Source organism: Sporosarcina limicola (assembly GCF_014873855.1).
In the GTDB taxonomy this organism is placed as follows: Bacteria; Bacillota; Bacilli; order Bacillales_A; family Planococcaceae; genus Sporosarcina; species Sporosarcina limicola.
Genome location: NZ_JADBEL010000023.1, coordinates 1 through 26741, shown reverse-complemented (window position 1 = coordinate 26741; position 26741 = coordinate 1). Strand labels below are relative to the sequence as shown.

Sequence of the window (26741 nt, the reverse complement as noted above, 5' to 3'; positions counted from 1 at the left end):
TACTATTGCGTACAAAAAAGTGTCTTTCACGTCGTTAAACGTTGAAAAGACACTTTTTCATCTATCATTCTGTTGTTCTATCCGCAGGGTTATCCGGATTTGAACGATACCCTTCTATTAATTGATCGTTTTCAATAATAAATGGTTTAGCGCTCGGTTGGTTATATGAGACATCGTACTTATGCATTAAATAATCATTCAACTCTTGTTTACTTTTAAACTTATCAACTTGGTAAGGCATTTGAAAAGATACCTTTTCCACGAATAAAAATTCGTCGTCTTTACGGATTAATACACCGCAATGTCCAATGAATAAAATCTTATCTTCAGCAGCGTGAAATACAACTGAAACGAGAGAAATCTTGTCATTATCTTTAAATGATATTTCTCGTTCCTTCCACGATTTTTGTAATACAGCTAGATGCTTTTGAATATCTTTTGTATTTTCTGTTGGAATAGATCCAAAGAGAGCTGAAAAATCGGGCCAATCTGATGAATTAATCGAACATTGCGGACTATTCTCAAATGAATCGGCATCCATAAATAATTCAAAAGACTCTCCAGTATAAGATTTTTTTACCACAATTTCATCTTGTAGCAGTTCGAATGCAGTTAAGCGACAATTCACATCTTGGACGTCTGGTTGTAATAGTTTCCAAGAATCAATCATGGAAACTTCATCATATGTAGGTTCTAGACCATCAATCGTTTCATATCCGCCTTTTGTTAATCGTTCTTTTCCTACTGTTTTTTGAAATGAGACTACATTAGCTATGAAATTGTCAACATACTTTTTCGGGATATTCGCATCAATAAGTGCTGTTGTTAATTCATTTTGAGAAGCTCTGTCTGTTAAATTAGAATAGGTTAATTGTTTTATCGGTTTGTCAATTACTTCTCCCTTGTCTCCGCATCCTGTAATGAGTAGAATACAAGATATACATATAATCAGTAGCGCTTTTTTAGACTTCATCATTTCTTCTCCTTCAGTATTGAACTGTTTACTATATAAATAGACGGAATGCGGGAAAGAAAAGTTTGCCCCTGTATTATTACTTTTTTCATTGTTACTTTTGTTGATATGAAAACTTTAAAACCACTCTTTCATTTAGGGGCATTTTGTCACGTCTGTTGATTAGCTAGTTATTCCAATAAGATTCTAGGAAAAATACGCCAATTCTAATACAATATAAAGTCGCTATTTGCTGTGAATTTATAGAGGTAAACAAAAGGGGGATATCCAGATGGAAACAAATCAAAATATTCGTTATGCAATAGAAGAATCTATACGATTTCTTGAATCTAATCCGGATTTGGCCATGGATCGTTGCGGGGACAGCCGTAGAAAATGGAACGGGGCTTGGTGGCATATGGCAACTCTTTATGAAATGGGGGAAGTAAAACAAATTCCCGAGTCCGCTATTGCCAGAGCAAAATATTTGCTCGAAGCTCGAACCTGGCCCACCTTCATCATATCCGCCGACGACCATCCAACAAGTGAAACCGATAGAATGAAGATGGATTGCTGCCATTGTGAGCTTGCCGTATACTATATGATTTTGATGGCCTATGGCTGTGATTTGGACAAAGAGCTGCCTTGGATTCGCGAATGGTTCTTAAAACATCAGCTGTCTGATGGCGGACTGAACTGCGATCCTGCGGCTTATATCCATTCTAATAAGAGCTCTATCGTTTCAACACTGCCCCCACTTGAGGCTATTCTGTGGTATACGAACCGCGAATTCACTGCGCAGGAAGCCGTTTTCTTGGATCAAGGCGCACGTTATTTGATCGAACATCGTCTTGTATGTTCCAAACAAAATGGACACATCATCGATACAGAATGGCTGAAACCTTGCTTTCCAAGGTTTTTTGAATATGATATATTGCGGGGCATGTCCTTCTTGGCAGAATGGTCCCGGCGCAGGAACAAACCGCTACCGGCCGACCTGTTGAATGAAGGAATGCAACAATTGAACAGCCATATCGAAGCAGCAGGCTTGCGAATCGGCAGGCAAGTATTCGATCCACAAGGTCCGTGGGGCGGGCACACCTTTGCGCTACTAGAAGCAGTAGCCGAAATTGGCGACGTTTCGCCTTATCTAACCAGACAATTGACTGGCATTATTGGGCAATTGGAGCATGCCTCTAATGAATGAAACCGATGAAAATAATAAATTGCGGGGGAATCAACACCTCTGTTGATTAGCTAGTTATTTCCAACGTATCCACAGGAAAAAGGTACCCAATCTGATACGATTTAAAGTGACAAAACAGACGTGATATAATAATTGTATAATTACGGGGGGGGGGGGCGGAAACATGGGATACATTCAAATCACAAAAAACACTATTGAAAATGAACATATTTGTTGTGCGTTAGGTGCAAAACAATATGAGGAAGCCGTAAACGAAAAGAAAAAATGGTTAGCAGAGCGAATGGATGACGGATTAGTTTTTTATCGTTTAAACGAACGTGCAAAAGTCTTTATTGAATATTTACCTGCTGAGATGGCATGGATTCCCATTCATGCACCTAATTATATGTACATCAATTGTTTATGGGTTTCAGGTAGATATAAAGATAATGGCCATGGCAAACAATTGTTGGATAAATGTAAAGAAGACGCTATGGCTCGAGGTATGGATGGAATCGTACATATTGTGGGAAAGAAAAAATATCCTTACTTGAGTGAGAAACACTTTTTTGACTATATGGGATTTGAGTTAGTAGATCAAATTGATCCTTATTTTGAACTGGTTTCATTATCGTGGAATGAACAAGCTGCCCGTCCTTCATTTAAACGGAATGAAAAATCTTTAGTTTCACAAAAAGGGATCGCAATTTATTACACCGCTCAATGTCCCTTCGCTGTCGGTATTTTAGAGGATTTAAGACAAGTAGCGGAAAACAGTGGGGTTACCTTTACTACGCATCAATTGACCACCAAAGAAGAGGCACAAAATGCCCCTACTATTTGGACAACGTTTGGTCTGTTTTATAATGGAGAATTTATTACACACGAAATAATGAGTGCCAATAAATTTGAAAAAGTATTAACAAAATTACTAGAAAAATGATTGGAATAACGAATCATTTCGTGGTTCAGCTACAACAAGGAATATCTTTACCGAACTCACAATCATTATATTTCCTTCGTCGCAATACGAAAGGAGATGATAAAACTGAAGAGTAAGCAAAGGAACTGCATTGATAAGGCCAGCATTATTCCCGTCAATACGCCCCATCCAACAGTTCCACTTATGGCGATTAGAGCACCGCCTATTCCAATACCCAATCCAGGACCAAACGCATCAATAAATTGAATATTAGCGGAAACTGCGCCTGCTTCCCCTGCTTTGGCGTGCTGTAGAGCAATGGCTCCCGTTGTTGGATGTGCTAACCCTATGCCAAATCCGGTGAGTATTTGTGATAAAATCGCGAATACAACTCCGTTACCTGGAAGACCTATAATTAGGATAACCAGCGCAACTCCTATAATCATGAAACCAATGCCGACAATTACCCGTTTTTTTCGCCCATTTCCATGATCTCTTTCATCGAGCTTGGATTGGAACCAAGCTGCTACTGACCAGCTTATTGCTCCAGCAGCAACAATTAAACCAGCTATGTCCGCCGAGAAACCTTTAACCGTTGTTAAAGCCAAAACAACGTAACTTTCTACAGCCAAAAAGGATGCAACAAACAGCCCTCTTGAAACAATGGTTGCCGGCAAACCCCTTCTAACTACGAAAGCGCCCTCTGGTAGTAGCTTCCGTAAAGGTTGAATCATGATCATGACCCCTACAGCTGACATCGTAATTCCCTTCCAATCAGGTAAAAATCCTAATCCAGCTAACAGCAGACCCGTTCCGAGAGTCAATAAAACGGCATAGATTTCTTTATAGTTTCCTCTTTGTTCAGAGGGTGCAAATGTGTTTTCAGCTTGTAATTTACGAAACGACGGAAGCGTTAAGAATACAGCTAGAACAATGAAAGGAAGGACAAACCAGAACACAAACCTCCATGATAGAGATTCAGCTAAGAGTCCTGCCATATAAGGTCCAATCAATGCAGGAAGAACATAAGCACTTGAAAATGCTGCAAGAATTTTAGTTCTAAGCTCATCAGGGTAACTTAATGCAATGCTTGAATATACGCAGGTTAAAAGGGCACCTGCTCCGAAACCTTGAAAAGCTCTTCCTCCAATCAGCATTTGCATATTGATGGAGGTTGCTGCAATGACGATACCTGCAACAAAAATTAAAATGGACACGACAAAAGATTTAAACAGACCATTCTTATCAATTTGATTACCGATGACCATTGCCCCAATAATTTGGGATAAAAGAAATGCGCTAAAAATCCAACCATATAAATGGATGCCATTTAAACTTTGCGCCAATTTTGGTGCAATCGTTGTAATCGCTAGTCCTTCGAATCCTACAGTTGCAACAGCCAAGATAATACCAATTGTCAACGCCCTATACTGGACATCAAAAATCCCTGTTTTTTTATTGTTTTTTTTCATCATCGTAACCTCCATATGATCGTTAAAATATACTTGTCATGACAAGTATATTACGTTTTAAAATGCATGCTAATCCAAACAAAATCTGCTACAAATAGTTTACATTATTATGTATTTTAGAAAGTATCCTTCTAAATGTTTCAACTTCTTCATCAGTTAATCCATCAATAGTCTTCCTATACGCTTCCAATGATGGAACAAGAATTTCATCTTTAATTTCTTGACCTTTGGAAGTTAAATATACGCGTAAGGATCTTCTATCCGTCTCATGGGTTACACGATAAATAAAACCTTTCTTCTCAAGCTTGAATAGCATTCGGGCAATGTTCGTCTGATCTTTAAACAGCCTTTCTGCAAGTTCTTTTTGAGTAATTCCCTCTCTCCCCCAAAGGATAACGAGTATTTCCCATTGATCCACTGTAATATCAAAGGGAATAAGCACTTTTTGATAATAATTAGTAAGTTTCAAATCTGCTCGGTGCACAATAACACCTATATATTCATCCAATTCCAATGGTATCCCTCCAGAATAATAGACATGATGATAGTTGCTACGACAAGTGTATTATCAATTCCTTATAGTGTCAACTCTGATTCGATAGTGTTTAGTGACAATCACACGAACAAACGTGAAACATTATACTAATGTTTCTGAATGCTCGTTCCATCCTAACTACAACACTCATTGAATTAGAAGATTGGCGTTAGTATAGATCTGAATACTGTGGTAAATTGATTGTGCGTTGGAATGTAAAACAAAGATTCAACTTGTATAGTTACTGCATAACAGAGGTATGATAATGAACTGTGGATTCTAAAACAACAAGTGGTTTTAACTGGTTTAATGCTCGAAGAAGGGGCAGTAATTATTAAACATAATACAAGTCAATTTTCAAAAATAGCTTAACCATCAAATGATGAATTAAGCTATTTCTGTTTATATTCTATTAATAAAGCGTTTATAAAAGTCTGTGGGAGTATAACGATGTCCAAAAGCAAGGATCTTGATATTAGTAACGGATTGATAGACCATTCTCATATCTTCTTCTCCAGGATAAGTTGTATAAGGACTTGAAAAGTGATAAGACTTCCATTCAACAAGATTATGCTCTAAATCTTCTCCGATAGAAACATCATTTAGAAGGCTATGAATCGCATCAATAACTGAATTTACCACATCTCCAAACTTAGTTTCATCATTGAAAGTCATAGAAAGAGCTAAAATATCTAAAGCTAAATGTTTAGGATCCATTTGAAATTCTTCAATAGATGAAATCTTATTAATAGCTTGTTTTAAGATAGCACTATCTATCATCTACTTTTGAACCTTTAATTTTCAAAAGCTCATCTAAATAATCTGTTGCAGTAATAGCTAATTTTTCACCAGAGAGTGGTTGCACTTCGTGTGCACGATCGCCATATAAACCATTAAGTTGGGCATTAGTTAACTCTTTTTGTAATTGTTTAATCTTTTGAATTAAGTGAGGTACTAAATCTGGAGCATTTATTTGAGCGATGGTTTCAACACCAGAAATTACTTCGATTGTATTATACTTATCCAAAAGTGGAATCCACTCTTTTGTATCACGAATTTTAGAGAGAGCGATGCGATTTGGATTAGGCATTTCACGTTCTAATTCAGTGATTTTGAAATCTAAAGTAGCTAACATTTCCTCCACCTTCTTTTCATGTTTCATATTTTATGCCTCCCTATTATAACACTCGGTAATATTTTGTACAATATATCACCAAAAAATATCCCTGTTATAAATTATGTATCCTAACCTATAAAATAAACCCTACTTTTTAAAAAAATTATTAGGTAACAGAATAACTTTATTCCTAAAATAAACTAACGAGAAAAAACCGAATTGATTAAAGCGATTCATGGAGTTGACATAGTGTAGATCTTGCAGAGATTGAGCGTTATCAGGGAGAAGGTTATTGGGAAAGTGCCGGTAAATTAGTAGGTGATGTTGCCCAGTCTTTAGAAAAAGCAGGAGCTGAAGTGACAGGTAACGATAATTTTCGAATCAGCATAACGGATACAATTAATGATTCCAAACCATAAAAAACTCAGTCAAATCGAATATGACTGAGCTCTTTATTTATACAATTGCTGTTTGCTTGAACAACCTTTCATCCATCCCAAACCACTAACACATGACAATAATTTTATGGGGGGTGGTTTGGGCTGGGATACTTCTGGTAGTAGCGCCGTAGACAACAATTAGATTTCGATTTGCAATATTTCCGGTAAAGGCTTGCCCATTTTCCAATAAAATTTGAGTATGCGGGGAAATAGTTAACTTTAATGTGCCATCGCTACTCTCTAAATGGCTGTTAAAATGGTCTACTTTCACATTTTGATAGGGCGTATCTTTGGCCATAACAATCGCTCGAAATTGTGGTGGGAATATGAGCGGAACTGGCGCATTTGCATCATAAAATCCAGTTATCCTATCCCCTACGGCCACCATTACATGATCTACAAAATAAGTCGTGGGTGCCACTACGAAATTTACTAACGCTCCATATCCGTTATCTACGGATAGTAATTTATAACAACCTACCACATTATTTTGCCCTATTGAAAAATCATCAATCATCGTCACGATTCCGTTAAAAGCTTGAAAGTTTATCATTCCTTTACCTCCGTTGCTAATCAAATTCATATCTATATAGACTATGCAGTCTTAATTGTTCGGTGACTATCACCCAATCCATTTATCTCCTATCGGTTGATTTAATCAACTAAAATCAACTACTAATCCATTGCTGAATATGTTCACTAAAGTCCAATCATTCAATCCGTTGAGGTTAGTAACTGGAAATGTTCCTTTGTTAATAAATGAAATAGCTGTGAATGATTTTTATGTTGCGATCGGCGTTACAGTCGTTTGCTCGGTCGTATGCCTATGGAGTACAGTCACATTGTTTAATAAGAAGCAGCTGTAGTGTTTTGTGCCAACCAAACAACCCTGGATTTCATGTTAGTATATCTAACCCACCGTTTACGACACTAAACACAATACTCACCCACTTTGGAAAACTCCTTGATTTATGCGATAATACAATTATAAGAACTGACGTTTTATCGTATGAATGAAAGAGGTACTGTTGTGAATCGATTAAGAAAGTGGGAATGATTTATGGAACGTAGAATCGAGGTATTTTCATCAGAAGGTGTTTCAATTGAGTATTCAATTATTGGTAAAGGAGAACCCATACTTGTCATGCATGGGGGACATTCAAACTGTAATGAAGAATTTGGGTATAAGGCATTAGTAGAAAATGGTTTCTCAGTAATCACCCCTTCAAGAGCTGGATATGGAGGGACATCTATAGAAGTTGGAAAAAGTCTATCAATAGCTTGTGAGTATTATTTAAAATTAATAAACCATTTAAAAATCGAAAAAGTGCATCTACTTGCTATTTCTGCTGGGGGGCCTAGTGGGCTTTATTTTGCTTCAAAATATCCAAAGTTTGTTTGTACACTTACATTGCAATCTGCTGTTACGAAAAAATGGCTTATACCGAAGGATAAAGAATACAAAGCTGCGAGGATTTTATTTCGTCCGAAAACTGAAAAATACACATGGATTTTAATTTCTTCTATGAATAATATCTTCCCTCAGTTTATTTTCAAACAAATGTTTTCTTCATTCAGTAAACTAAGATTTAGTGAAGCAAAAGATAAAATCAATAAGGGTGATGTTGAAGCTGTTAGAAAAATGAATAATCGCCAACGATCAGGTTATGGATTCTTTATAGACTTAGCACAAATAAATGAGATAACTATCGAAGATTTACGAGCCGTTACTTGCCCAACTCTTATTATGCATAGTAAACATGATGGTTCTGTCCCCTTAGATCATCCATATTATGCTCATGAAAACATACCTTTTTCAGAACTTTATCTACTTGACTCGTGGGGTCATTTAATTTGGCTTGGTAAATCGTCAAATGAAACAGATGAAAACATTATTGGATTTCTAAAATCTTATAAAAGGTGACAGTCACTCAAACAACCATGTTATTTCAAATACGATTGAATTGAGTGGCTGGCACAATGAATTAAGTTTTGCTTCCCCTTCAACCGTAACCATTATAGTCGTATTATTTTTATCAAAAGCAGGTGTAGTAATCCCAGTAATGCTTCCCTATTCTACGCAACTTTGCCACAATGAGTTTGTTTATACACTTCCCCCACAGTTTTAGCTAACTTCAGTATGATTCTGAAGCAACTTCTCCTCAGTAGTTAGTTTTTTAATGTTATTTTTATTGGCTCCATCTTAATTGGGTCATTTGAACTTAAGGTGCCAAATGGAACCATTAGCGAGTAGCCTTCATAATCGAATTTATTAGGAACATCAATTACAAAAGTTGATTTAAAATGCAGTTCATCTTTATTTATAAGCTTTGTTTGTTTACTTCGAATAGAATGCCCAAGCGTTTGATCATAAAGGAGTTCTCCATTTTCACTACTTTTGATGTTATCTGTATTAATAACCTCAATAAAATTAACGAAACTTTGGATGATATCTTGTTTAAATTTATCGATTTCTATGTTTTGAATGGAATAGTCTACAGTTAATTCATTGCCGGTTGTTTCTACACTTTTAACCTTAATTTTGTAATCAAAACGATTGCTTTCTATTTGGAATGGAAAAGAACTATTAATTGACCTGATTGTCGCTTCTTCATACTGTCTTATTTCAGGATATACCATCAAATAACTAGCATCTTCATCTTTTAGCGCGATGAAGATAGGTCTTTATTGTTCCTTCTGGTTTATTCATTGTTTCCGCTATTTTGCTAATAGGTAAGTCGTGGTAATAAAAGAGAATGATTACGGTTTGGTAATGAAGATTTAGGGTTGAGATTGCTTCGGTTAAATCAAGTCTTAATTCAATTTTTTCTGTCCTGATTTCTGTGACAGACTCAAAAAATTCATCACCAGTCAAAATGATTTTCTTTTTCCTATTTAAGACGTCATAAGCTGTACGAATTAAAATCTTTATGATCCACGTACTGAAATACTCTGGATGCTTTAATTGATCCATTGAAATAAAAGCTTTATAAGTAGTTTCTTGAAGAACGTCTAAAGTATCCTCTTTGTTACGGACATACAGAAATGCAGTCCGATAAAGTTTATCGCTCTGGTCCACGATTAGTGTTTCAAAAGCTGCTTCATCGCCTTTGATCGCTTTCTTCACAAGTTTTATATAATTCATATTTCAACCTCCCTTCACACCTTAGAGAGATCATAAGCCTGAAAAGTTTCAAAGAATAAATAAATAGTAAGAAATCAACCTTCAGATAGTAGTAAGTAGCGTTTAATTTCACTCTCATACTTCACAATTAAAATATCAGCACGGTCTTTCACAGAATAAATATCAGCACCAATTGGTAATATATTTGCAGAATCATTTTTGAATTCCTCTGCCTTTGTAACTATAAAATCAAATTTTCCAATTTGTTCATCTTCCTCTAACTCAAGTTCATCCACCCAATCTATTCCCGTTTGATCGGTCTGATTTTTATGGCTACAATTGCGCTATTTATAACGTCCAAAGGAAAAAATCCGTTTATTGGTGTCATCCTTTCAGCATTGGTACTTTATATTCTCATGATCGACTTGTCGGAAATATCTTAGCTTGCTGATAAAATCATTTCGTTGTTCCCTGTCAACATCATAAACGCATATGAACATTTTGAGTTAGGCGTGTTTTATAATTTGTTCGGCACACTTTTATTGCAACCCATTATGATGATTATAACTGCTATTGTCATTTCCACTTTACTTGTAAGGTATACGTACAAGTCATTTAAAAATCATCAGGTGTAAGCGTAAAATAATCCACGCCCTTCTATTAATAGCAAGAAACGAAATTAAAGGATTAGCTGATCTTTCATTGCTGAAAAAACTGTTGCCAGACATTAAAAAAACGTCTTTATCTACTAGATTTCATTGTAGACAAAGACGTTTTTTATATTTATGAGATGTTACCACTGACAGAAGTAACGAATTAGTTAATCATCTATGAAAATAGTTCATCAAAATTACCCAAAAAGATTTTCTCTTTTTCTTTTTCATGGCCATGCAGCGACGTGCCAATTCATAAGCTCTTGCTTCTTTCTCTAATTCACGCATACGTTCACGGACGTATTCTTTATTATATTCAGACATTCCATTACTCCCTTAGGAGTTCGTCCAATTTCATTGTAAAGGTATGGCAAACACCATTCTTGTTACATATTTACCGCCTAAATATACTGTTGGAGACTCCAATTTATTTTCTCTGTTTTGCTCATTGAATCGATTATTCACAATTTTCTTAATCATATTTTATTCTCCTCCTCAATTTTTATTTTCAATTAATTCTTGAAGTATTGAAATCTTTCACTATCCACTCTCTGTAGATTCCTTCTTCATTAGTTTTCTTTGCTGAATTACGTAAAACATTGTCAGCACTCCTTTTCTTTTTATTTATGCAACACGCAATGCGTGAAAACACCAATTCCTATTTAAAATGAATACAAAAAGGCACACGCTTATTAAAATAAGCGTGTGCTCATAGTAAAGAACGGCAGAACATATGCCATTCCGATTCTAATTAGTCAAAAGAAAGATCGTTTGGGCACGGAATGACTATACAGTTAAGGTTAGAGTTTATAAGTTTAGTCATTTTTTCCGAGCCTCCTTCTTTTTTTTATAAATCTAACTACTTGAGGATACCATTTCCAATTCACCATTGTCAATACGTTTCCAAAATAAAGTTTATTTCTATTCTAAATAACTAAATTTACCTATACAGTTATTTGACACATTCAAATACAAGATTTATAACGAGGAGAGTAGGAATCACTATCTTTTCAGCGAGTCAAGGCTGGCGGAAGCCTGCGAACCGCACTTCGGAGATACTTATCCGGGAATCTTAAGAAAAACCGGTATCTCGCCGTTATCCAGAGTGGCCCCTATTCAGACTTGGTTAGCTCACTTAAATCCATTTTATAATGCAACAAAAGATGACCGAGTTCATGAGCAAGATCGAAGTTTCTTCTTACTGATGATTTCTTTGCAGTTCCTAAAATGAGAATAGGTTTATCCTTCTTACTCCAAGTACTATAGGCATCAATATCTTCACCTAAAAATTTTTCAAAAACAAAAACTCCATTTTTCTCTAAGGAAAACAAGAGTTTTTGATTATCGTTGCCAAGTTGCAATTCTTTCCTAGCATATTCAGCTATATATTGAATGATTTCTGTTCGGTCAAAACGTTCAGAAGCCTCTACAATAAACTGGACACAATAATCTCGAATCTTTACAAGTCTATTTTCAGGAAAAGCAATATATCCCTCTAATAGATTGATGAATCCTTCTATAAACTCTAAATGTGTGGCTTCATATTTGGTTTTTACAACACTGTTTATTTCTTTTGATCGATACACTAATAAACTTGGATCGAACTCTGTTTTACAAGTCTTTTCCTCATAAAAATACTTCGTTTTTACATCAAATAACTCTTTAAACTTATTCACAATTTCAAGTCTAGGTCCATTATAATTATTCTCATACTGCCATATAGATTGTTCACTGACATTTACTAACTTCGCTAATTCATTGCGAGAATAGCCGTGGAGTAATCGAATGTCGGTTAAATTTTCCCCAACAAACATAATTCATCCTCTTTTCTACTAAAATTTATGCTTTTTCTTCTTTTTCCTCTTCGAATGAATTTAAACTCAGAAGAATGGTCATATGATTCCCTCGTTTCTATAAATTTACTAAGCACTCTTTCCTCTAAAATCACCTTTTATCAAAGAAAGTCCACAATTTCAACGAATTTATTAAAGCGGTTTATGAATAAGACTATGCAGAGTGTTTTGTGCCAGTTATCATGATTCCAAACCATACAACAAAAAGCTCAACCAAACAGATGATTGAGCTCTTTATCTATACAATTGCAGTTTGCTTGAATAGATACTTATTATTCGTCCAGATTGTTCGGTGACAGGTACTCGTTCAATCGTGACTGTCACCCAATCCATTAAAATCAATCCACAAAACCCCCATTCAATCACTGAGTGGGCTTAGAAACGTTAGTTGATATTATATTCATGTTTATAGTATGGACTAGCTTGTATATTTAAATATGCTAGTTTTAAAATTCAGATAAAGTAGTGATTAGAATTATTTTATATAATTAATAAAGTATGTATCATATGACTCTTTAAAAATGTATCCGAGTTTTTCGGCTAGTTTAACAGATTCGTTATTAGCTCCATCCCAACTTGGATATATTCCTCTGTTCAGACAGTCTACTATCAACGCAGAGGCTGTTATCGTTGCTAAGCCTTTTCTTCTATGTTGAGGATGTGTAGCAATTTCAATCTCAATTCCATCATCATAAATACTAAATGATGTTGCCCCACATACAACTTGTCCCTCATTCAAAACAGCAAAGCCTACTCCTCGGTTTATAAAATCATCTATAGAATTAAACTGAGTTATAAAGTCTTCTGATAACTCATGCAAAGATGGTTCTTTCGCTATTGTCGCATCTATTTTTTTCAGTTCATATCCTTCTGGTAATGGAGATAATAAGTTCTGTATGTGGCTCTTACCAAGGTGGTCTGGATTTTTTAAAAATTTATACCGTTGAAACTTCTCTATTGAACCTTTATGTACTGATTCGATACGTTTTTTCCATTCATCTGTATTAACAATAACGAGATTATAATCTGACAGATTGTATAGAAGTTCTTCCGCTATCTTTGTATTAGGATTTCCAGCAAAAAACACAAAAATCCCCACTGTTACTTGTGCAACTGTAGGATTTTCAAGGTCGTCAACCCACGCCGATCCCATATGCCCTTGAAGACATGAAAGAATAATAGTACTATCCATATCATCGAACATTGGAATAAGCTTTTTTCTCAAATCGTTGCTTAACTCATAGATCATTCAATTCCTTCTCTCTTATATAATATTTTCAACTTCCAGATTGCATTTTATAGTTCCGCAAAATCATACCATTTGTCTGCATCATGCCGAGCTTATCATAATAAGGAACTAAGTCATTATCGCAACATAAATCAATCATGTATATGTCATCCAGTTCTTTCAGCATCCGATGTACTAATTCCTTGCCTATACCCTTATTTTTGTATTCTGGCAAAACTTCAAGAAATGGAATGTAAGCAGATAGAACTCCATCACTTATCGCTGTAATAAATCCAACTACTTGATTAGTATTATCATCAATAGCAATAATTACTTTACTGCTCTTATTTAATAGTATTAAGTGAGTTTGTGGATTTGGCGGATTGGGCCAATCCACAAAAAAACCTTTTAACCTATCAGGAGAAATTCCATCGAGTTCATTTATATATATCATACTATATCCGCTCCTAAATTATAGTAACTTATTAGATAGATGATATATATCAAAAGTAAAGTAACAAAAATATCCCCCCAAGCAGTCTACCTAATACAGTACAGTAATTACTTTAAAAATGCAATATTCAGCATTTTAACAAGAAGAAAAAAAGAGTTGTTGTTTTGTTAAGCAGTGTAGCACTGGCTTTGGTTTTAGCTACCTCTGTCGCTCTATCTGATTCCGACACCTGAGTACAGCACCAAAGAAAATAGCCCTCCACCAAGCAATCGGTTGAGCGGCTTTTTCTATTTTAACTGCTTTTTCAACTATACATGATGTTCCGGTGCCAGTGACACCGTGATTTCTATGCACCCAAGCGGATAGCGATTGTCGCTGCGCCGACACCATTAACTTCATTTTGTCTGCATTTCAATTTGCCGGACAACCCGTTCCCCCATTTCCGGCGATGCATTGTGCAGATACGTCAAAACAATGCGTTGCGTTTCAGGGGATATGCAGGCAAGATCTGCAGCAAGATTATTGACTAGGTGGTCTTGCTGCACAGGGGGAAGAGCTTGATAAAATTGCCCGGCCTGCGTAAAATCATCCTGTTTTGGCAAATCGGATCGCATAAGATGCCCTTCCATATATCTGCCATCTCCGCTTGTCACAAGAGAAGCTGGCGACCAGTCTTGCTGATGATTGATCGGTATTTTGCGGAAATCTGGTCCCAGCCGTCGACGCTGAGAATCCCAGTAAATATTGGCTCGCCCCTGTAGCATCTTATCATCCGATAATTCGGCTCCATCCAAAAGATTGGACGGTGAAAACGCCACTTTCTCCACTTGTTCCATATAGTTATCCGGGTTTCGGTTCAACGTCATGCGGCCAACTGGTATAAGGGGGTACTGCCGTTCATCCCAAACTTTTGTATCATCCAATGGATCATAGGAAAGATTGGTTTCGTCTTTTGGATTCATAAGCTGCACATAAAGCCCATAGACAACGGGTTCTCCCTTTGCTAGGGCATCATACAAATCCTTACCTGCAATATCCGGATTCTCACCATTCCATCGGGCAGCTTCTTGACTGTCTATATACTGCTCCCCAGCGTAAGGAACCCAGTGATATTTCACATAACTGCGAACGCCCTGCGCATTTCTCCAAACGTAGGTGTTCACACTATGCCCCTGCATGTGACGAAAGCTTTTTACTGTGCCCACATCAGAGTAAAGCTGAACTACAAAATGGGTGGATTCTGGCGCTCTGGCTATGAAGCTCCAGAACCGTTCGGAATCCATCAAGTTATTTACTGGCGAAGGTAAAAAAGCCTTAATAGCCTCTGGAAAGCGCATAGCATCTCGTACTAAAAATACGGGGATATGGTTACAAACCAAATCAAAAATACCCTCTTCAGTATAAAACTTAGTAGAAAATCCTCGCACATTTCGGGAGGTATCCGGAGTGCCTTTATTGCTTACAGCAAGCGAAAACCTCACTGTGACTGGAACCTGCTGCCCAGGATTTTGTAAAAAGCTAAGCTTTGTATATTTTGCCATCGAATACACGGTTTCAAAGTAACCGAAAGCAGCAAAGCCCTTAACATGCACGGGTCTTTCTAAAATTTTTGTATGAACAAAGGTCTCCAATGTTTCATGCAAAATAGTGTCCTGCTCCAGTACAGGACCTCTTTCACCTACAGTTTGTGAATGCATTTCATTAGCCCTTATGTTTGATATATTTCTGTTTAGATCCGTGGAAGAGCCTGATTCCCCTCCATTGTTGTCTCTCATAATGATTCCTGCCTCCTGTACCCACAAGTTAATTCCCTAAGATATACTATTATTTATGTGAGGCTCCATACAATTATGAATTTACACAGCTGAATAACCACGCAAAAAAGATCAGACATTCGCGTATATGTCCAATCTTCATTTGTTGCTTTTCACATGCAGCTCTTCTATACTTTTAACCACCAATGGGAGGAGATACAAACATGTTAAAGACAACTGTATTTGAACAGTTAAAGAATGCCATGAGGGAAAAAGACGTGCTCGCAAAAGGCGTGCTGACATTATTGAAAGCAGCACTGGATAGCGCGGAAAAGGAAAAAGGTGCAGTTCTTTCAACTGAAGAGGAAGTTGCCATCGTCAACCGTGAAATCAAACAGACCCATCAAGCGTTGGAAGGCGCGCAACAAGCACAGCGTGAAGACTTAATTGAACGAGAAGAAGCGAAATTGGTTCTACTCAAAAACTTCTTGCCTACACAACTTAGCGAAGAAGAAATCGTAGCGATGTTGACGGAGGCAGGAGTTACTAAAGGTATGAATATGGGGGACGCTATGAAAATTGCAAAACCATTACTTGCTGGAAAAACAGACGGCGGAACAATGTCGAAAGTTGTTAAAAGTTTAATTTAATTTTAGTAAGGGGTTTCCGTGCAACTTAATTGTTCTCGCACAGAAACCCCATATTTATTTGTAAATCGATGAACACTGTCACTCAAACCTATTATTCCACGCCACTTTCTAAAATAGAAAATGTAGCATTTCCACAGTTTATTTCAGCCATTGCCCCATACGGTAGCACGAATTTTGGCTCTGCATGACCAAAGTTCAAGTTATACAGGATAGGTAGCGAAGTTAAATCCAATTCCTTCATAATCTTTACGATAGACTCTTTGTATTCCTCATAATATTTTTCCTGAAGAGGTTTTCCGAATACAATACCTTTTGCTTTTTGTAAAATTCCTTGCGAGCCATAGTTTCTCAACCAATATTCGATTAGGCCTGGCTCAGGTGTATCTTCTGATGTTTCAAAGAATAAAATACTATCTTCCCAATACGATTCGTTCGGCCAAAGCGACGTTCCTTTCACAAACTCTAGTACTTCAATACATCCTCCGATTAATCTACCCTGAACAACTCCTGTTCCTTGCAGCAGTTCATATCCCTTATTCGGATTCATTTTTCTTTGTCTATTTTTATTTTCAATAATCCATTCTACACGTTCACTAGTCCACTCTGTGGCTGGCTTTACTTCACCTATTGCATCATTTGCAAAAAGAGCCTTTTTCAACGCCTCCACTGTATACTCATGCATCTCCATATTTTCAGCGAAATCTACAAGAATCGATGGTCCATAAAAAGAAGAAATCCCTGCTTTATGGCAAAACAAATGTGTGATTGTCGAGTCCGAATAGCCGATAAATATTTTCGGATTATCGCGAATTACATCAAAATCAATATACGGTAGCAGACGAATGCTGTCGCTTCCTCCAATATTTGAAATGATTCCTTTAATCGAAGGGTCCTTGAATGCATCCATTAAATCTTCCGCACGAGCTTTGGGATTGTCATATAAAAAATCAGAGCCTTTTAAGCTATTTGGCATTGAAACAACTTCCAAATGAAAAACGGTTCTGAGCCTCTCTATCCCTTGTTCATAGCGCCATTTTAATTCGGGTTCCCCGGCTCCACCCCAAGATAAACTAATCGTCGCTACTTTATCTCCGGCTTTTAGCATTTTAGGTTTTATTAACATAGTAAAGCCCTCCCTCACTTGAACTAATTCAATGCATTATCTTCAAAAAATAGTTGTTAGAAAAAGTAATTACTTCTCTTGTAACTTTGATATCGCTAAACATATAACCGCAATTGATAGTAATGTTACCGCAGTATTTACCGTAATATTCCCTAGTACATTTAAAACGAGGGTACTCACACCCATTCCTAACGCGACAGCCATTAAAATTAATTTGATTAGGTTTTTGTTCATCTCGTCACCCCCCTTATATCCATAATTCGACAAAGGAGGGTGGAATCCTTTAATTAGTAGTTTAACAACTCGCAATTATATTCGGGAAACAAAAAGAGTTCTTCGAAAACCTAGCATTCGAATAACTCTTTTCTTATTATCCTTTAATCGTTCAATCTAGTTCTCAAGCGATTCACTTACTGACCCTTCTTGCTTTTCCTCAGCAGAAACTTTCCTATTCATTTCATTAGAAGATTCTTTCGCTTTTCTAATTTGGTTGTTCATCTCACTGTCGAGGTTTTGCATACGCCCAGCGAGTTCTGCAATTTTCTTTGCCTTACTCTCTATAAATGTTCCGCGTTCCATGTCGTTTCTCATTTCTGTTTTGAGTCGACGATGCACATTTTCGATGGGTACTTTCACTTGTTTTAATGCGTTAATTTGTTCAAGGAATTGAACAGATTGAAGAAGAGATGTCAATTGTTCAATTTCAGACTTTTCTTGCGTTTCGGCAGCAGCTTGTTGCTTTTCTTCTTGTTCACGCTGTTCTCTCTCACGTTTCTGTGCTTCTATTGCTGACATTTGTCCTTCGATTTCAGCAATTTGTTCATCGAATGCTCCGAGCTGCTCTTTAATTGTCGAAAGTTCTTCTCCAGCTTCCAATGTACGTTCTACCAAATTACTTTTCGCCTCTTGAACTTTTTGGCGTTTTTCCATTAAGCTTTCAATCATGGAGGCAGACCTTTCCTGCCAATTCCCTAGCCGCGCTCGTGCTTCATCACTAATGATAATAGAATCTCTTTTACCAGATTTCCCTGCGCTTTCATCATTTGCTTTATGGATAATCTGTGGTGAAAAAGTTTTTGTGACCATACTTACTTTTAATCCACTAAACACTTTCATTTCCCAACACCGCCCTTTTCAGCTTCTTATTTCTCTATATCGACGTATATTGGGTTTTATTTAACAATATGCCTGGTGATTGAATAAGTAACTAACTGTCACTACAGATATTATTGTTTAAAGATTAGTTCACTAGTTGTAAAGACTTTTTGTTCATTTTGACGATATTTATAGAAGAATTCCTTTTCTATGCCCGTTAATATCGTTAAAAATTCTTGATCCACTTTTAAATCCTCCATTAAATTAGATACAGAATAAATTCCCTTTTCAAAAAGTAGCTGTAGTATACTTTTTATCTTCATCGGACGACTAATTGAAATCTTGTCATCAAGTGGTTCCTGCGTTTGATAGCCCTTTTTATTAATGGACATGAAGAAATAGCGATACTGTTGATATTCCATTAGACCCAATTTATATGCTTTCATTGCAATGGCTTGTAACGATACTTCCCATTTTTGTTTGATATCGATATAAGAGTCGGGATTTGAAACTTTAGCAATGCCCGCACAATCTTTTCTAAATTCTTCTGGTAAAAGAAACTCAGAAGCAAAACTATGCGCCTCATCTTCCAAAGTTCTATAGGATTTTCTATCCTGCATATTGAATTCAACTTTATAGTGCAATAACAAGTGACCTAATTCATGTGCCAGATCAAAGTTCCTTCTAGCAGCTGACTTTTTAATAGTTCCCAATATAATATAAGGCCTATCATCTTCTGTCCAAAGACTATAAGCATCAATTGTTTCTCCAATTTCTTTCTCGAAAATAAAAGCACCAGCCTTCTCCAATAAAAAAAGAATGTTTTGGTTGGAGTTTTCGGGTAATCCGATTGTTTGGCGCGCTAAGTCAGCTATAGATTTCAATGGCGACAGTCCCCGTGAATTTCATGTTTATTCAACTTTTCACGAAAATATATATTAACACGTCTAAACGCTTGCAGTATCAGCCCCTAATCATGATTTTGGAAACCCCCTCGATTTATGCGATAATACAATTACAAGAACTAACGTTTTATTGCATAAATGAAAGAGGTGCTGTTGTGAAACCGGTTATCCTTTTATGTGGATGATAAGGGCCAATCAACGTTTATACTTGAAAAAAGGTTGTTGAATCCCTTACTTTAAAAGGAATACGGACAATACTTACGATAGACTTTTTGAAAGAAATAGTCGAACACAAAAGAGTTATTGAATGATCAGATTTTGTGTGAGTTTATTATTGCCATTGTCATGAATACTCATGTTGGAAGATTGATTAGAGGTGCCTGCGTGAGAAACATTCATGATTGTTTAAACAAACAGAATTGTTTCCTGCGCAGGCACCTCAATTTCACCAATGCGGCAGATAAAATAAAGACAGTGATTCGCTATGGCGGCGGTGAGAAAGGCGGGAACCTGACGACATGCCAGTTTTTTGTTATCGTGCCAGGGCGACAGCTACTGATCCGCTTTAGCACTTTGAAAAACCAAAACAATTCATCCGCTCACCAAAATTGTTGAAAAAATTGTTGAAACTTTTTTCTGAATATCTTCGTCCGTAGGTTGCTTACCCAACAGCAACGATCCATAAAAAAGTATAGAAAGGAAGAAACCAAATGAAGAAAAAAAATATCACCCTATTCGGCGCACTGTTGCTTGCCTGCAGCTTTCCTTTATCCGGCAACGCAGCAAGCAAACAGCTATTTGAAGACGTGCCGCCAACAAAGCACTTCGCAGAAGCAGTCAATAATCTGGCGGAACGCAATATTATCGGAGGCTATCCGGACGGCACATTCAAGCCAGGGAATTCCATTACGAGAGGGCAGGCAGCCGCGATTATTGCGAAGATGATCAAATTGGATACGAAGAATGTCAAGGATCCTGGATTTAAAGATGTCCCGATGGCAAATGGCTACTACATGGCGATTGCCGCGATGGCGCAGGAAGGTATTATTGGCGGTTATCCAGATGGGCGTTTCGGCCCAAATGATCCAATCAAGCGAGGACAGATGGCTTCGATTTTGGTCAAGGCGTTTGATTTACCGCGCCAGTACGGAGAGAATCCATTCAAAGATATCGGCTCGAAATGGGATTCGTCGCATTACGAGAATGTTTTGATCATCCACCAACTCGGCATTACGACAGGAACGACTTCCAATACATTTAGCCCGAATCTCTCCATCACAAGAGGTCAAGCTGCCAAAATAATCAAAGCGACGGAAGAGGCGAAACCGACGAATGTGGTGACGCTCAGAGCGGATGATTTTGGCTGGAGTCGATTCTTTGTCATGGAAACTGAAGTGAATCCTGGTCTATTCGATGTGATTTTGGTGGAAGGAAAGAAAGGCTATCAAGACGATAAAATCCAATTGATCCCGAAAAAAGAAGGAACGGGCACTTTCATCCTGTCTGATAAGCATTTCTTTGAAACGGAGAACCACAAAAAATATTATGTGCATGTGAAAAAAGAAAACGGCGAGTTGAAATTGACGCTCGAGGAGACGAGTGATTTTCTGCCGACTGTGATAAAACTCGACATCCCCGATAAGGAAGTCGTCCAAAACATTTCGTTTGCGACGATGGACGGAAAGAAGCTGTCTGACAATGCAGCGTTCAAAACGTGCGATTACACGAATGTTTGCATCGATATCGACAAGACCGGTCAGTATATTGCCACTGTACGTTTCGCTAGTGGTAAGGAATCGCGCTATGGAATTGAAACAACGTCGAAGGAAACGCATTTTTACTATGAAGTGAAATCGCTGAGGGAAGAGCTTTCCGCAACGTATAAGCAAGGGACAACAGAGGATATAGGAAAGCACAAGATCGTTACGAAAGGTTATGAGCAGATCGCGGAGATTACAAGAGATGCCAGCACGAATCTGTTCACTGCCCGTCTTACTGGCAAGAAGGAAGGCACGATTGTGATTGAATACAAGAAGCCTATAGGTTCAGAGTTTTATCATCAAATAGGTCTTCTGATAGAAGTGAAGAGAATCGGATCCATCTGGAATGTTTCGATAGACTTGGATGGTTATATTACGGATATGTGATGGAGTAAAGAGCAGACCGCTTGGCGTGTCTGCTTTTTTCGTTCCCGCAAAATATTTTGGTGACAGTCACTCAAACAAACACGTTAATTCGAATAAACATTTTTGTTTGAATTTTCACAAGTAGATGAGTGACTGGCAGCATAAAATTATGTCTATATTTAGAAGCATTCATGTTTTACTGATGCCATCGACTCTCCATCACATCTATTGCACGGTCAAAATACTTACGTACAGATGACTGGCCAATGCTATAAGAACCTTCTTCCGGTTCCCACTTACCATACGCCTCTAGCGCGACTTTATAGTCATCTATTAGACTTGACGGAACTGCATAACTGCCCTTATACAACATCTTTTTATGCCTTTGAACAGGGATATGGTAAAGACCGTATCGTACCTCCCTTGCGTCCATCAACTCACGCAACGCTTTCCCCGTAGACGAATGATCATCATGTGGATCATTATAAGACATGACGTTATGCAAAGCTTCTGGATACTGTTTTTCGAAATCCTGAATAATAGGTGCAACCTCTTCGGCAGAAAAGTCCCCATCCTCAATGTCATAAATATAAACATTCTCTTTTTCCACACCTAAAGCCGCCACAGCTTTAGTAAACTCCGCAACTCTTGCTTCCCCAAATTCTTCAAGTGTAATCGGCGGTAAATCCTCTTTTTCCAGCTTTTTATTTACAGATCCAATTGCTTTACTTGCTCGCCCTTTCGAAAGGAGCACAACAACGACCTCTTTATTTAACTCTACATTATGTAAAATACTTGGCCCCATACTAAGGGTCTCATCGTCTGGATGCGGGACATAGTAAATAGTTGTCGAATAATCATTTTCATCAACTGCATGACACCCTGTTAACACAATACACAATACTAATAAAATGATGATTCGTTTCATAACTGCCTCCAATATGTTTTCTAGTGTTCTCTCTCAAGTGTTTGGTGACAGTCACTCAAACAAACACGTTAATTAGAATGAACATAATTGTTTGAATATTTATGATTAATCGCTCTGACTGGCACCAAAAAAATTATGTTAACTTCTTAATTTCTATTTTTTTAAAAGCCCATATAGTTCAAAAATTAAAACTTCTCCGTAGAAATCTTGGTTGCTATAGAGAACAAAACAAGGTTAACAACTTCTACAATAGGAGTTGTTAACATAATTCTTCTCGCTAGTCAGCCAGATAAAACACATAAATCCATACAAATATAGTTTTTTGAATCTCCATTATAAATGGGTCCCTGTGCCCCTAATGATGGACGCAGGCACTCCATCATTAGCGCATTAAACTATTTCTCACAAGAAACCGATTATTGAATTGAATAGGTACACCTACCCCATCTTTTTCAGCATGAATATGCAAATGGGGTTCACTTGTATTCCCCGAATTCCCTACTTGCCCAATTTTTTTACCTACATTTACAATCTCATCTTGAGTTACTGTCACACTACCTTTTAGCATATGCGCTAAATAAAGAATTGCATCCGTATTTTCACATGATAAAGCGACATAATTACCTGTCGGGTTTTCTGGATCAGCTTCTGGCGGTGTAAAATCAGGTAACTCATTTTGCGCTTCGACAACTTTCCCATTACAAGGACTATATAGGTCATCTTCATAAATCTCGTACTTCTTGAGTTCTTTTGGATAAAAACCATTTGCCCGTGTGCCAAATTTATTTAATTTAAGAATGTCCAAAGCATATTTTTGAGCTGAATACGCCTGGTGATAATTCATTTGCACCTGATTTCCACCTTGTCCGATATAGTAGGTACCATCTTGAAGGGGAAAAGTTAATTCAATCGCTGCTTCATCAGTTGTATAACTGGTAATGACAAATACGTTATACATACCGAAAATCAATAAGAGAAATGTATAAACACCAAGTGTAAACTTTTGGTTGATACTATATTTTATTCTGAAAGGCAAAGCACCTACCTTTTTCCAAGAAATAACCAAAACTATAATGAGGAGGGCTAATAAAAGAAACCGGAAATAGTATCCGACCCAGCTCCAATTCCCTGATTGAAATAGCCAAACAACTAATGCGGTAGTTGCCAGTGCATCTAATAACCATTCTAACTTACTTTTGAAAGCTGCTTTCCAAAGCGTGACAATAAATACAGCTGGTAAAACAATCAACATACCTATTGAGATAATAATTGAAACCAACATTTAGCTTCATCTCCTTAAAACAAAGTCGTATTTTATGTAAGCGAATCACCAAATTAATATTTCCTTTTTAATCCTGTTATGATGATTGCATGAAGAATCATTAATCCTGAGATTAAAAACCAAATTACTAGTTTATACGTATAGTAATCCAGACTACTAATGAATTGTCCATACAACTCGATTAAAAACCATCCAAGTGGCATTAAGGGAAATACGATACCATATGATTTATTCGAAATACTTTTCCCGCGTTCATCTTTATTCTCTTCACCCATTTCAAATTTCAATGAAATAAATACCGCAATAAAAAAAATTAAAACATAAGTAATACGCAAAATAGCTAATAACATTTCCATAATTTATTACTCCTCCTCTACTTCATATTGAAAAACTTCGTGTAAATCTACTCCAAACATTAGTGAGATGTCATATGCTAATTTCAAAGACGGATTGTATCTATTTTTTTCAAGGGATAGAATCGTCTGTCTACTCACTCCCAATTTATCAGCAACCTCTCTTTGTGATAAACCTCTTTCGGCTCTTAAGACAACAATTCTGTTCCGCATCTTTCTTTCATTATTTAATGGCATCTTCATTCACCTCTCATAAATGAAGTGTAATATATTCCATACCTAAAGTAAAGTTTTTTAATCCTTTAGTAAAAAATACTTTACTCTAATCCATTCCTAGTACTTTCGATACCAGGCGCCCAATAGCCTTACGCAGCAGGAAATAAAAGTAATTACAGCCTTTATAAGTATAGTAACCTATATGATTATACAATAAAATGCTCCTTCTGTAGAATAGATACTGACAACCAAATCAGTTCCCTACACTACAAATGAAGGAGCATTTCATATGAAAAGTGTAGGTCAAAACATCGTCTTTCGTCAATATTTATCTCTGTTGCCCCGGAGCGTATTGGAGTGCCCATTAGTCAATTATGACTATGATAAGTTATCTGAATACGCATTAGTCAAATCCATGATTCCTGCGAATATATCTCGTTGGAGAAGTTGGGAGGAAATCGAACAAGGAATCCGCGCTAAACCGGCTATCTTGATTGAATTGGAGCTGGATTCTATTAGTGGATCTCAGCTGAGTCGACAACTTGCGAAGTTAGACACATCGGCATTGGCGGACTTGTTAGGATTGGTTGAAATCATGCGAATCAACACAGACAGTATGGGAATTTTACAGCCTTATCCGACATTATTTATTGGAGCCCTGGGAGAAGGTTTCGGAAGAATTAAACCGTAAAAAAAAGCTAAGTAGGGGAAGACAAATGTAAAAAGGATACTTAGAAGATCAATAATTTCGAATGGGGTTATTATCGGTAATATTAACATTTAAATATTTAAAAATGGAAACCTCCGCAAAAATAATCAAAAAACCCCCTTTTTCTTTTGCTATTCTATTAATGAAGGGAGGGAACATTCTTTGTATTATGAAGGCATTATAAAAAAAACTATCGCCTATATTGAAGAACGGTTACATGAATCGCTACTGATTGATGATATAGCGGAGCAAGCAGGATTTTCTAAATTTCATTTCCATCGAATTTTTTGTTCAATGGTTGGGATGTCTATAACCGAGTATATTCGGATGAGACGTTTGGCAAATGCTTCGGTGGCTTTACTCTACACAAACGAACGAATTTTGGATATTGCTTTGTATTATCATTTTGAGTCTCAGGAAGCTTTTACAAGAGCCTTCAAAAAGTATTATCATTTGCCACCCGGACAATATCGAAAACTCATGTCAAGTATGCTAAAAAATAAGGAGGAATCTTATATGGATAAGCAAGTAAAAGGCTGGTTTTTAAGCGGAACAGACCAATTTAATTATGAGATGGGTATTGACCGTGAAATTGTTCATCAAGGAAAAGCATCAGGCTATTTAAAATCGAAAACGGTACTTGATGATTCAAGCTTCTCTACAATGATGCAGCAATTTAAAGCGGATAGGTTTAGAGGGAAGAGAAGTAGACTTTCTTGTTTTTTAAAGACCAAAGATGTTAAATCGTTTAGTAGTATGTGGATGAGGGTTGATAATGCTTATGGAGATGTATTACAGTTCGATAATATGAGCAATCGTTCAATAACAGGGAATACAAACTGGAACCGCTACTCCATCGTTTTGGATGTTCCCTCAGATAGTTCGATTATAGCATTCGGAATTATTTTGTCAGGACAAGGTCATGTGTGGGTGGATCAGTTTACCTTTGAAGAAGTGGATAAAAATGTGGCAACAACTAATTTAGAGAAACAATCAGAGTTATTGGATGAGCCATTAAACTTGTCCTTTGAAGAGGAAATCTAATTGTTGAGTAAAGTAGTTAATAATTAACTCAACTTTCGGACATGAAAAACAAGCCTCACCCCATGACTCATAAAAGTTTACGTATGTTTTATTATCAAGTTGCATTGGCAGGTGTTAATTCGGACTCAGTACCGCCAGTGTCAACTACGCGCCTTTAGGCCCCAATAACATGATGTGGCATTCCTTTAAGGATTTATTAAGGACTGTATTTCTTTTATTATTTTCCAGTTCTTAACTTGCACGATTCCCACTGAACAAACACTTGAACGCAGGCTATTAGCCGTTTCGAAATCGATAGCTACAAAGTCCATCTTTACGCCACCTCATTTTTTTGATTGACTCTCATAATAGAATACAAAGAGGGGCTGTCTAAGTCATTTTTCCTAACTTTTGAGACAGCCCCCCTTAGAGTATTTAATTTTGCTGCATTACACGCTATTAATAAGCGACAAGTTTGCTACTGAGGGCTTTCGGAAAAAATAGGCTGATACATGTCTTTCGCTAAAGCGCCATCTATTGTACTATTTTTGTAACTGCATAATGCGTGATAAAAATGTAACAAACTGCGCTCTTGTCACTGGCTCATTCGGACGGAAATAGCCATTATCTCCAAGCGCAAT

General features: G+C 37.0%; 31 protein-coding genes. 7 read left to right on the top strand and 24 right to left on the bottom strand.

Annotated elements, in window-relative coordinates; all coding sequences use genetic code 11:
* Nucleotides 1–64: 64 nt before the first annotated feature.
* Nucleotides 65–973: a DUF4300 family protein gene (locus H4683_RS16355; protein WP_192599903.1), complete on the bottom strand. Its 909-nt coding sequence runs from the start codon at nt 971–973 to the stop codon at nt 65–67.
* Nucleotides 974–1244: 271 nt separating this feature from the next.
* Between H4683_RS16355 and H4683_RS16350 the strand changes: the two genes are divergently transcribed.
* Nucleotides 1245–2159, top strand: coding sequence for a hypothetical protein (locus tag H4683_RS16350; RefSeq protein ID WP_192599902.1), 915 nt, complete (start codon nt 1245–1247; stop codon nt 2157–2159).
* A gap of 163 nt (nt 2160–2322) precedes the next feature.
* Nucleotides 2323–3081, top strand: coding sequence for a GNAT family N-acetyltransferase (locus H4683_RS16345; RefSeq protein ID WP_192599901.1), 759 nt, complete (start codon nt 2323–2325; stop codon nt 3079–3081).
* Between the two features lie 65 nt (nt 3082–3146).
* Here H4683_RS16345 and H4683_RS16340 read toward each other — a convergent pair whose 3' ends face one another.
* The 5 genes from H4683_RS16340 to H4683_RS16320 form a co-directional block, all read right to left on the bottom strand.
* A complete protein-coding gene (locus H4683_RS16340; protein ID WP_192599900.1) occupies nt 3147–4532 on the bottom strand; it encodes an MFS transporter in 1386 nt (461 codons plus the stop codon).
* Nucleotides 4533–4620: 88 nt separating this feature from the next.
* Complete coding sequence (locus H4683_RS16335; protein ID WP_192599899.1) at nt 4621–5046, bottom strand: MarR family winged helix-turn-helix transcriptional regulator; 426 nt, start codon at nt 5044–5046, stop codon at nt 4621–4623.
* Nucleotides 5047–5469: 423 nt separating this feature from the next.
* Complete coding sequence (locus tag H4683_RS16330) at nt 5470–5847, bottom strand: hypothetical protein (RefSeq protein WP_192599898.1); 378 nt, start codon at nt 5845–5847, stop codon at nt 5470–5472.
* Entirely contained in the window at nt 5837–6229 is a 393-nt protein-coding gene (locus H4683_RS16325; protein ID WP_192599897.1) for a hypothetical protein, read from the bottom strand. The genes H4683_RS16330 and H4683_RS16325 overlap by 11 nt, the downstream gene beginning before the upstream one ends.
* Nucleotides 6230–6688: 459 nt before the next feature.
* Nucleotides 6689–7177 carry a hypothetical protein gene (locus tag H4683_RS16320; protein ID WP_192599896.1) on the bottom strand — a complete coding sequence of 163 codons (489 nt, stop codon included), beginning with the start codon at nt 7175–7177 and terminating at the stop codon, nt 6689–6691.
* Between the two features lie 507 nt (nt 7178–7684).
* On the opposite strand from H4683_RS16320, the gene H4683_RS16315 reads away from it, so the two are divergent.
* The gene (locus H4683_RS16315) at nt 7685–8548 is read left to right on the top strand and encodes an alpha/beta fold hydrolase (protein ID WP_192599895.1); all 864 of its coding nucleotides are present in this window, start codon (nt 7685–7687) and stop codon (nt 8546–8548) included.
* Between the two features lie 245 nt (nt 8549–8793).
* Here H4683_RS16315 and H4683_RS16310 read toward each other — a convergent pair whose 3' ends face one another.
* From H4683_RS16310 to H4683_RS16275, 9 genes are all read right to left on the bottom strand, one after another.
* A complete protein-coding gene (locus H4683_RS16310; protein ID WP_192599894.1) occupies nt 8794–9267 on the bottom strand; it encodes a hypothetical protein in 474 nt (157 codons plus the stop codon).
* A 13-nt stretch (nt 9268–9280) separates the two neighbouring features.
* Nucleotides 9281–9769, bottom strand: a complete 489-nt coding sequence (locus H4683_RS16305) for a sigma-70 family RNA polymerase sigma factor (protein WP_192599893.1) — start codon at nt 9767–9769, stop codon at nt 9281–9283.
* A 74-nt stretch (nt 9770–9843) separates the two neighbouring features.
* The gene (locus tag H4683_RS16300; RefSeq protein WP_192599892.1) at nt 9844–10044 is read right to left on the bottom strand and encodes a hypothetical protein; all 201 of its coding nucleotides are present in this window, start codon (nt 10042–10044) and stop codon (nt 9844–9846) included.
* A 528-nt stretch (nt 10045–10572) separates the two neighbouring features.
* On the bottom strand, nt 10573–10725 hold the full coding sequence (locus H4683_RS16295) for a hypothetical protein (protein ID WP_192599891.1): 153 nt from the start codon (nt 10723–10725) through the stop codon (nt 10573–10575).
* 30 nt (nt 10726–10755) lie between these two features.
* A complete protein-coding gene (locus H4683_RS21980) occupies nt 10756–10881 on the bottom strand; it encodes a hypothetical protein (protein WP_275403090.1) in 126 nt (41 codons plus the stop codon).
* A 632-nt stretch (nt 10882–11513) separates the two neighbouring features.
* Nucleotides 11514–12215 carry an ImmA/IrrE family metallo-endopeptidase gene (locus tag H4683_RS16290; RefSeq protein WP_192599890.1) on the bottom strand — a complete coding sequence of 234 codons (702 nt, stop codon included), beginning with the start codon at nt 12213–12215 and terminating at the stop codon, nt 11514–11516.
* A 514-nt stretch (nt 12216–12729) separates the two neighbouring features.
* Nucleotides 12730–13503: a GNAT family N-acetyltransferase gene (locus tag H4683_RS16285; protein WP_192599889.1), complete on the bottom strand. Its 774-nt coding sequence runs from the start codon at nt 13501–13503 to the stop codon at nt 12730–12732.
* Nucleotides 13504–13531: 28 nt separating this feature from the next.
* A complete protein-coding gene (locus H4683_RS16280; protein WP_192599888.1) occupies nt 13532–13936 on the bottom strand; it encodes a GNAT family N-acetyltransferase in 405 nt (134 codons plus the stop codon).
* Between the two features lie 395 nt (nt 13937–14331).
* A complete protein-coding gene (locus H4683_RS16275) occupies nt 14332–15711 on the bottom strand; it encodes a catalase (RefSeq protein WP_192599887.1) in 1380 nt (459 codons plus the stop codon).
* A gap of 203 nt (nt 15712–15914) precedes the next feature.
* Between H4683_RS16275 and H4683_RS16270 the strand changes: the two genes are divergently transcribed.
* A complete protein-coding gene (locus H4683_RS16270) occupies nt 15915–16340 on the top strand; it encodes a GatB/YqeY domain-containing protein (RefSeq protein WP_192599886.1) in 426 nt (141 codons plus the stop codon).
* A gap of 91 nt (nt 16341–16431) precedes the next feature.
* Here H4683_RS16270 and H4683_RS16265 read toward each other — a convergent pair whose 3' ends face one another.
* The 4 genes from H4683_RS16265 to H4683_RS16250 form a co-directional block, all read right to left on the bottom strand.
* The gene (locus tag H4683_RS16265) at nt 16432–17463 is read right to left on the bottom strand and encodes a S66 family peptidase (RefSeq protein WP_192599885.1); all 1032 of its coding nucleotides are present in this window, start codon (nt 17461–17463) and stop codon (nt 16432–16434) included.
* A 69-nt stretch (nt 17464–17532) separates the two neighbouring features.
* On the bottom strand, nt 17533–17697 hold the full coding sequence (locus tag H4683_RS16260) for a hypothetical protein (RefSeq protein ID WP_192599884.1): 165 nt from the start codon (nt 17695–17697) through the stop codon (nt 17533–17535).
* 156 nt (nt 17698–17853) lie between these two features.
* Complete coding sequence (locus tag H4683_RS16255; RefSeq protein WP_192599883.1) at nt 17854–18579, bottom strand: hypothetical protein; 726 nt, start codon at nt 18577–18579, stop codon at nt 17854–17856.
* Between the two features lie 110 nt (nt 18580–18689).
* Nucleotides 18690–19442 carry a spr1629 family repressor/antitoxin gene (locus H4683_RS16250; protein WP_225942151.1) on the bottom strand — a complete coding sequence of 251 codons (753 nt, stop codon included), beginning with the start codon at nt 19440–19442 and terminating at the stop codon, nt 18690–18692.
* 731 nt (nt 19443–20173) lie between these two features.
* On the opposite strand from H4683_RS16250, the gene H4683_RS16245 reads away from it, so the two are divergent.
* Nucleotides 20174–21610 carry an S-layer homology domain-containing protein gene (locus tag H4683_RS16245; protein ID WP_192599882.1) on the top strand — a complete coding sequence of 479 codons (1437 nt, stop codon included), beginning with the start codon at nt 20174–20176 and terminating at the stop codon, nt 21608–21610.
* 175 nt (nt 21611–21785) lie between these two features.
* Here H4683_RS16245 and H4683_RS16240 read toward each other — a convergent pair whose 3' ends face one another.
* From H4683_RS16240 to H4683_RS16225, 4 genes are all read right to left on the bottom strand, one after another.
* On the bottom strand, nt 21786–22517 hold the full coding sequence (locus tag H4683_RS16240; protein ID WP_192599881.1) for a PIG-L deacetylase family protein: 732 nt from the start codon (nt 22515–22517) through the stop codon (nt 21786–21788).
* A 382-nt stretch (nt 22518–22899) separates the two neighbouring features.
* Nucleotides 22900–23799: a M23 family metallopeptidase gene (locus H4683_RS16235; protein ID WP_225942150.1), complete on the bottom strand. Its 900-nt coding sequence runs from the start codon at nt 23797–23799 to the stop codon at nt 22900–22902.
* A gap of 53 nt (nt 23800–23852) precedes the next feature.
* Nucleotides 23853–24155, bottom strand: coding sequence for a hypothetical protein (locus tag H4683_RS16230; protein WP_192599880.1), 303 nt, complete (start codon nt 24153–24155; stop codon nt 23853–23855).
* A 6-nt stretch (nt 24156–24161) separates the two neighbouring features.
* Nucleotides 24162–24389, bottom strand: a complete 228-nt coding sequence (locus H4683_RS16225; RefSeq protein ID WP_420826571.1) for a helix-turn-helix transcriptional regulator — start codon at nt 24387–24389, stop codon at nt 24162–24164.
* Nucleotides 24390–24657: 268 nt separating this feature from the next.
* On the opposite strand from H4683_RS16225, the gene H4683_RS16220 reads away from it, so the two are divergent.
* On the top strand, nt 24658–25059 hold the full coding sequence (locus H4683_RS16220) for a hypothetical protein (RefSeq protein ID WP_192599878.1): 402 nt from the start codon (nt 24658–24660) through the stop codon (nt 25057–25059).
* A gap of 180 nt (nt 25060–25239) precedes the next feature.
* On the top strand, nt 25240–26121 hold the full coding sequence (locus H4683_RS16215; protein WP_192599877.1) for a helix-turn-helix domain-containing protein: 882 nt from the start codon (nt 25240–25242) through the stop codon (nt 26119–26121).
* Between the two features lie 521 nt (nt 26122–26642).
* Here H4683_RS16215 and H4683_RS22450 read toward each other — a convergent pair.
* Nucleotides 26643–26741, bottom strand: a complete 99-nt coding sequence (locus H4683_RS22450; RefSeq protein WP_420826559.1) for an S-layer homology domain-containing protein — start codon at nt 26739–26741, stop codon at nt 26643–26645.

Coding starts and splice junctions, on each gene's coding strand:
- H4683_RS16220 (WP_192599878.1), top strand. CDS start 24,658: ATGAAAAGTGTAGGTCAAAACATCGTCTTTCGTCAATATTTATCTCTG.
- H4683_RS16235 (WP_225942150.1), bottom strand. CDS start 23,799: ATGTTGGTTTCAATTATTATCTCAATAGGTATGTTGATTGTTTTACCA.
- H4683_RS16230 (WP_192599880.1), bottom strand. CDS start 24,155: ATGGAAATGTTATTAGCTATTTTGCGTATTACTTATGTTTTAATTTTT.
- H4683_RS16305 (WP_192599893.1), bottom strand. CDS start 9,769: ATGAATTATATAAAACTTGTGAAGAAAGCGATCAAAGGCGATGAAGCA.
- H4683_RS16350 (WP_192599902.1), top strand. CDS start 1,245: ATGGAAACAAATCAAAATATTCGTTATGCAATAGAAGAATCTATACGA.
- H4683_RS16260 (WP_192599884.1), bottom strand. CDS start 17,697: ATGAACAAAAACCTAATCAAATTAATTTTAATGGCTGTCGCGTTAGGA.
- H4683_RS16295 (WP_192599891.1), bottom strand. CDS start 10,725: ATGTCTGAATATAATAAAGAATACGTCCGTGAACGTATGCGTGAATTA.
- H4683_RS16345 (WP_192599901.1), top strand. CDS start 2,323: ATGGGATACATTCAAATCACAAAAAACACTATTGAAAATGAACATATT.
- H4683_RS16270 (WP_192599886.1), top strand. CDS start 15,915: ATGTTAAAGACAACTGTATTTGAACAGTTAAAGAATGCCATGAGGGAA.
- H4683_RS21980 (WP_275403090.1), bottom strand. CDS start 10,881: ATGATTAAGAAAATTGTGAATAATCGATTCAATGAGCAAAACAGAGAA.
- H4683_RS16340 (WP_192599900.1), bottom strand. CDS start 4,532: ATGAAAAAAAACAATAAAAAAACAGGGATTTTTGATGTCCAGTATAGG.
- H4683_RS16290 (WP_192599890.1), bottom strand. CDS start 12,215: ATGTTTGTTGGGGAAAATTTAACCGACATTCGATTACTCCACGGCTAT.
- H4683_RS16240 (WP_192599881.1), bottom strand. CDS start 22,517: ATGAAACGAATCATCATTTTATTAGTATTGTGTATTGTGTTAACAGGG.
- H4683_RS16330 (WP_192599898.1), bottom strand. CDS start 5,847: ATGATAGATAGTGCTATCTTAAAACAAGCTATTAATAAGATTTCATCT.
- H4683_RS16315 (WP_192599895.1), top strand. CDS start 7,685: ATGGAACGTAGAATCGAGGTATTTTCATCAGAAGGTGTTTCAATTGAG.
- H4683_RS16355 (WP_192599903.1), bottom strand. CDS start 973: ATGAAGTCTAAAAAAGCGCTACTGATTATATGTATATCTTGTATTCTA.
- H4683_RS16255 (WP_192599883.1), bottom strand. CDS start 18,579: ATGAAAGTGTTTAGTGGATTAAAAGTAAGTATGGTCACAAAAACTTTT.
- H4683_RS16225 (WP_420826571.1), bottom strand. CDS start 24,389: ATGCCATTAAATAATGAAAGAAAGATGCGGAACAGAATTGTTGTCTTA.
- H4683_RS16325 (WP_192599897.1), bottom strand. CDS start 6,229: ATGAAACATGAAAAGAAGGTGGAGGAAATGTTAGCTACTTTAGATTTC.
- H4683_RS16245 (WP_192599882.1), top strand. CDS start 20,174: ATGAAGAAAAAAAATATCACCCTATTCGGCGCACTGTTGCTTGCCTGC.
- H4683_RS16265 (WP_192599885.1), bottom strand. CDS start 17,463: ATGTTAATAAAACCTAAAATGCTAAAAGCCGGAGATAAAGTAGCGACG.
- H4683_RS16280 (WP_192599888.1), bottom strand. CDS start 13,936: ATGATATATATAAATGAACTCGATGGAATTTCTCCTGATAGGTTAAAA.
- H4683_RS16285 (WP_192599889.1), bottom strand. CDS start 13,503: ATGATCTATGAGTTAAGCAACGATTTGAGAAAAAAGCTTATTCCAATG.
- H4683_RS16275 (WP_192599887.1), bottom strand. CDS start 15,711: ATGAGAGACAACAATGGAGGGGAATCAGGCTCTTCCACGGATCTAAAC.
- H4683_RS16320 (WP_192599896.1), bottom strand. CDS start 7,177: ATGATAAACTTTCAAGCTTTTAACGGAATCGTGACGATGATTGATGAT.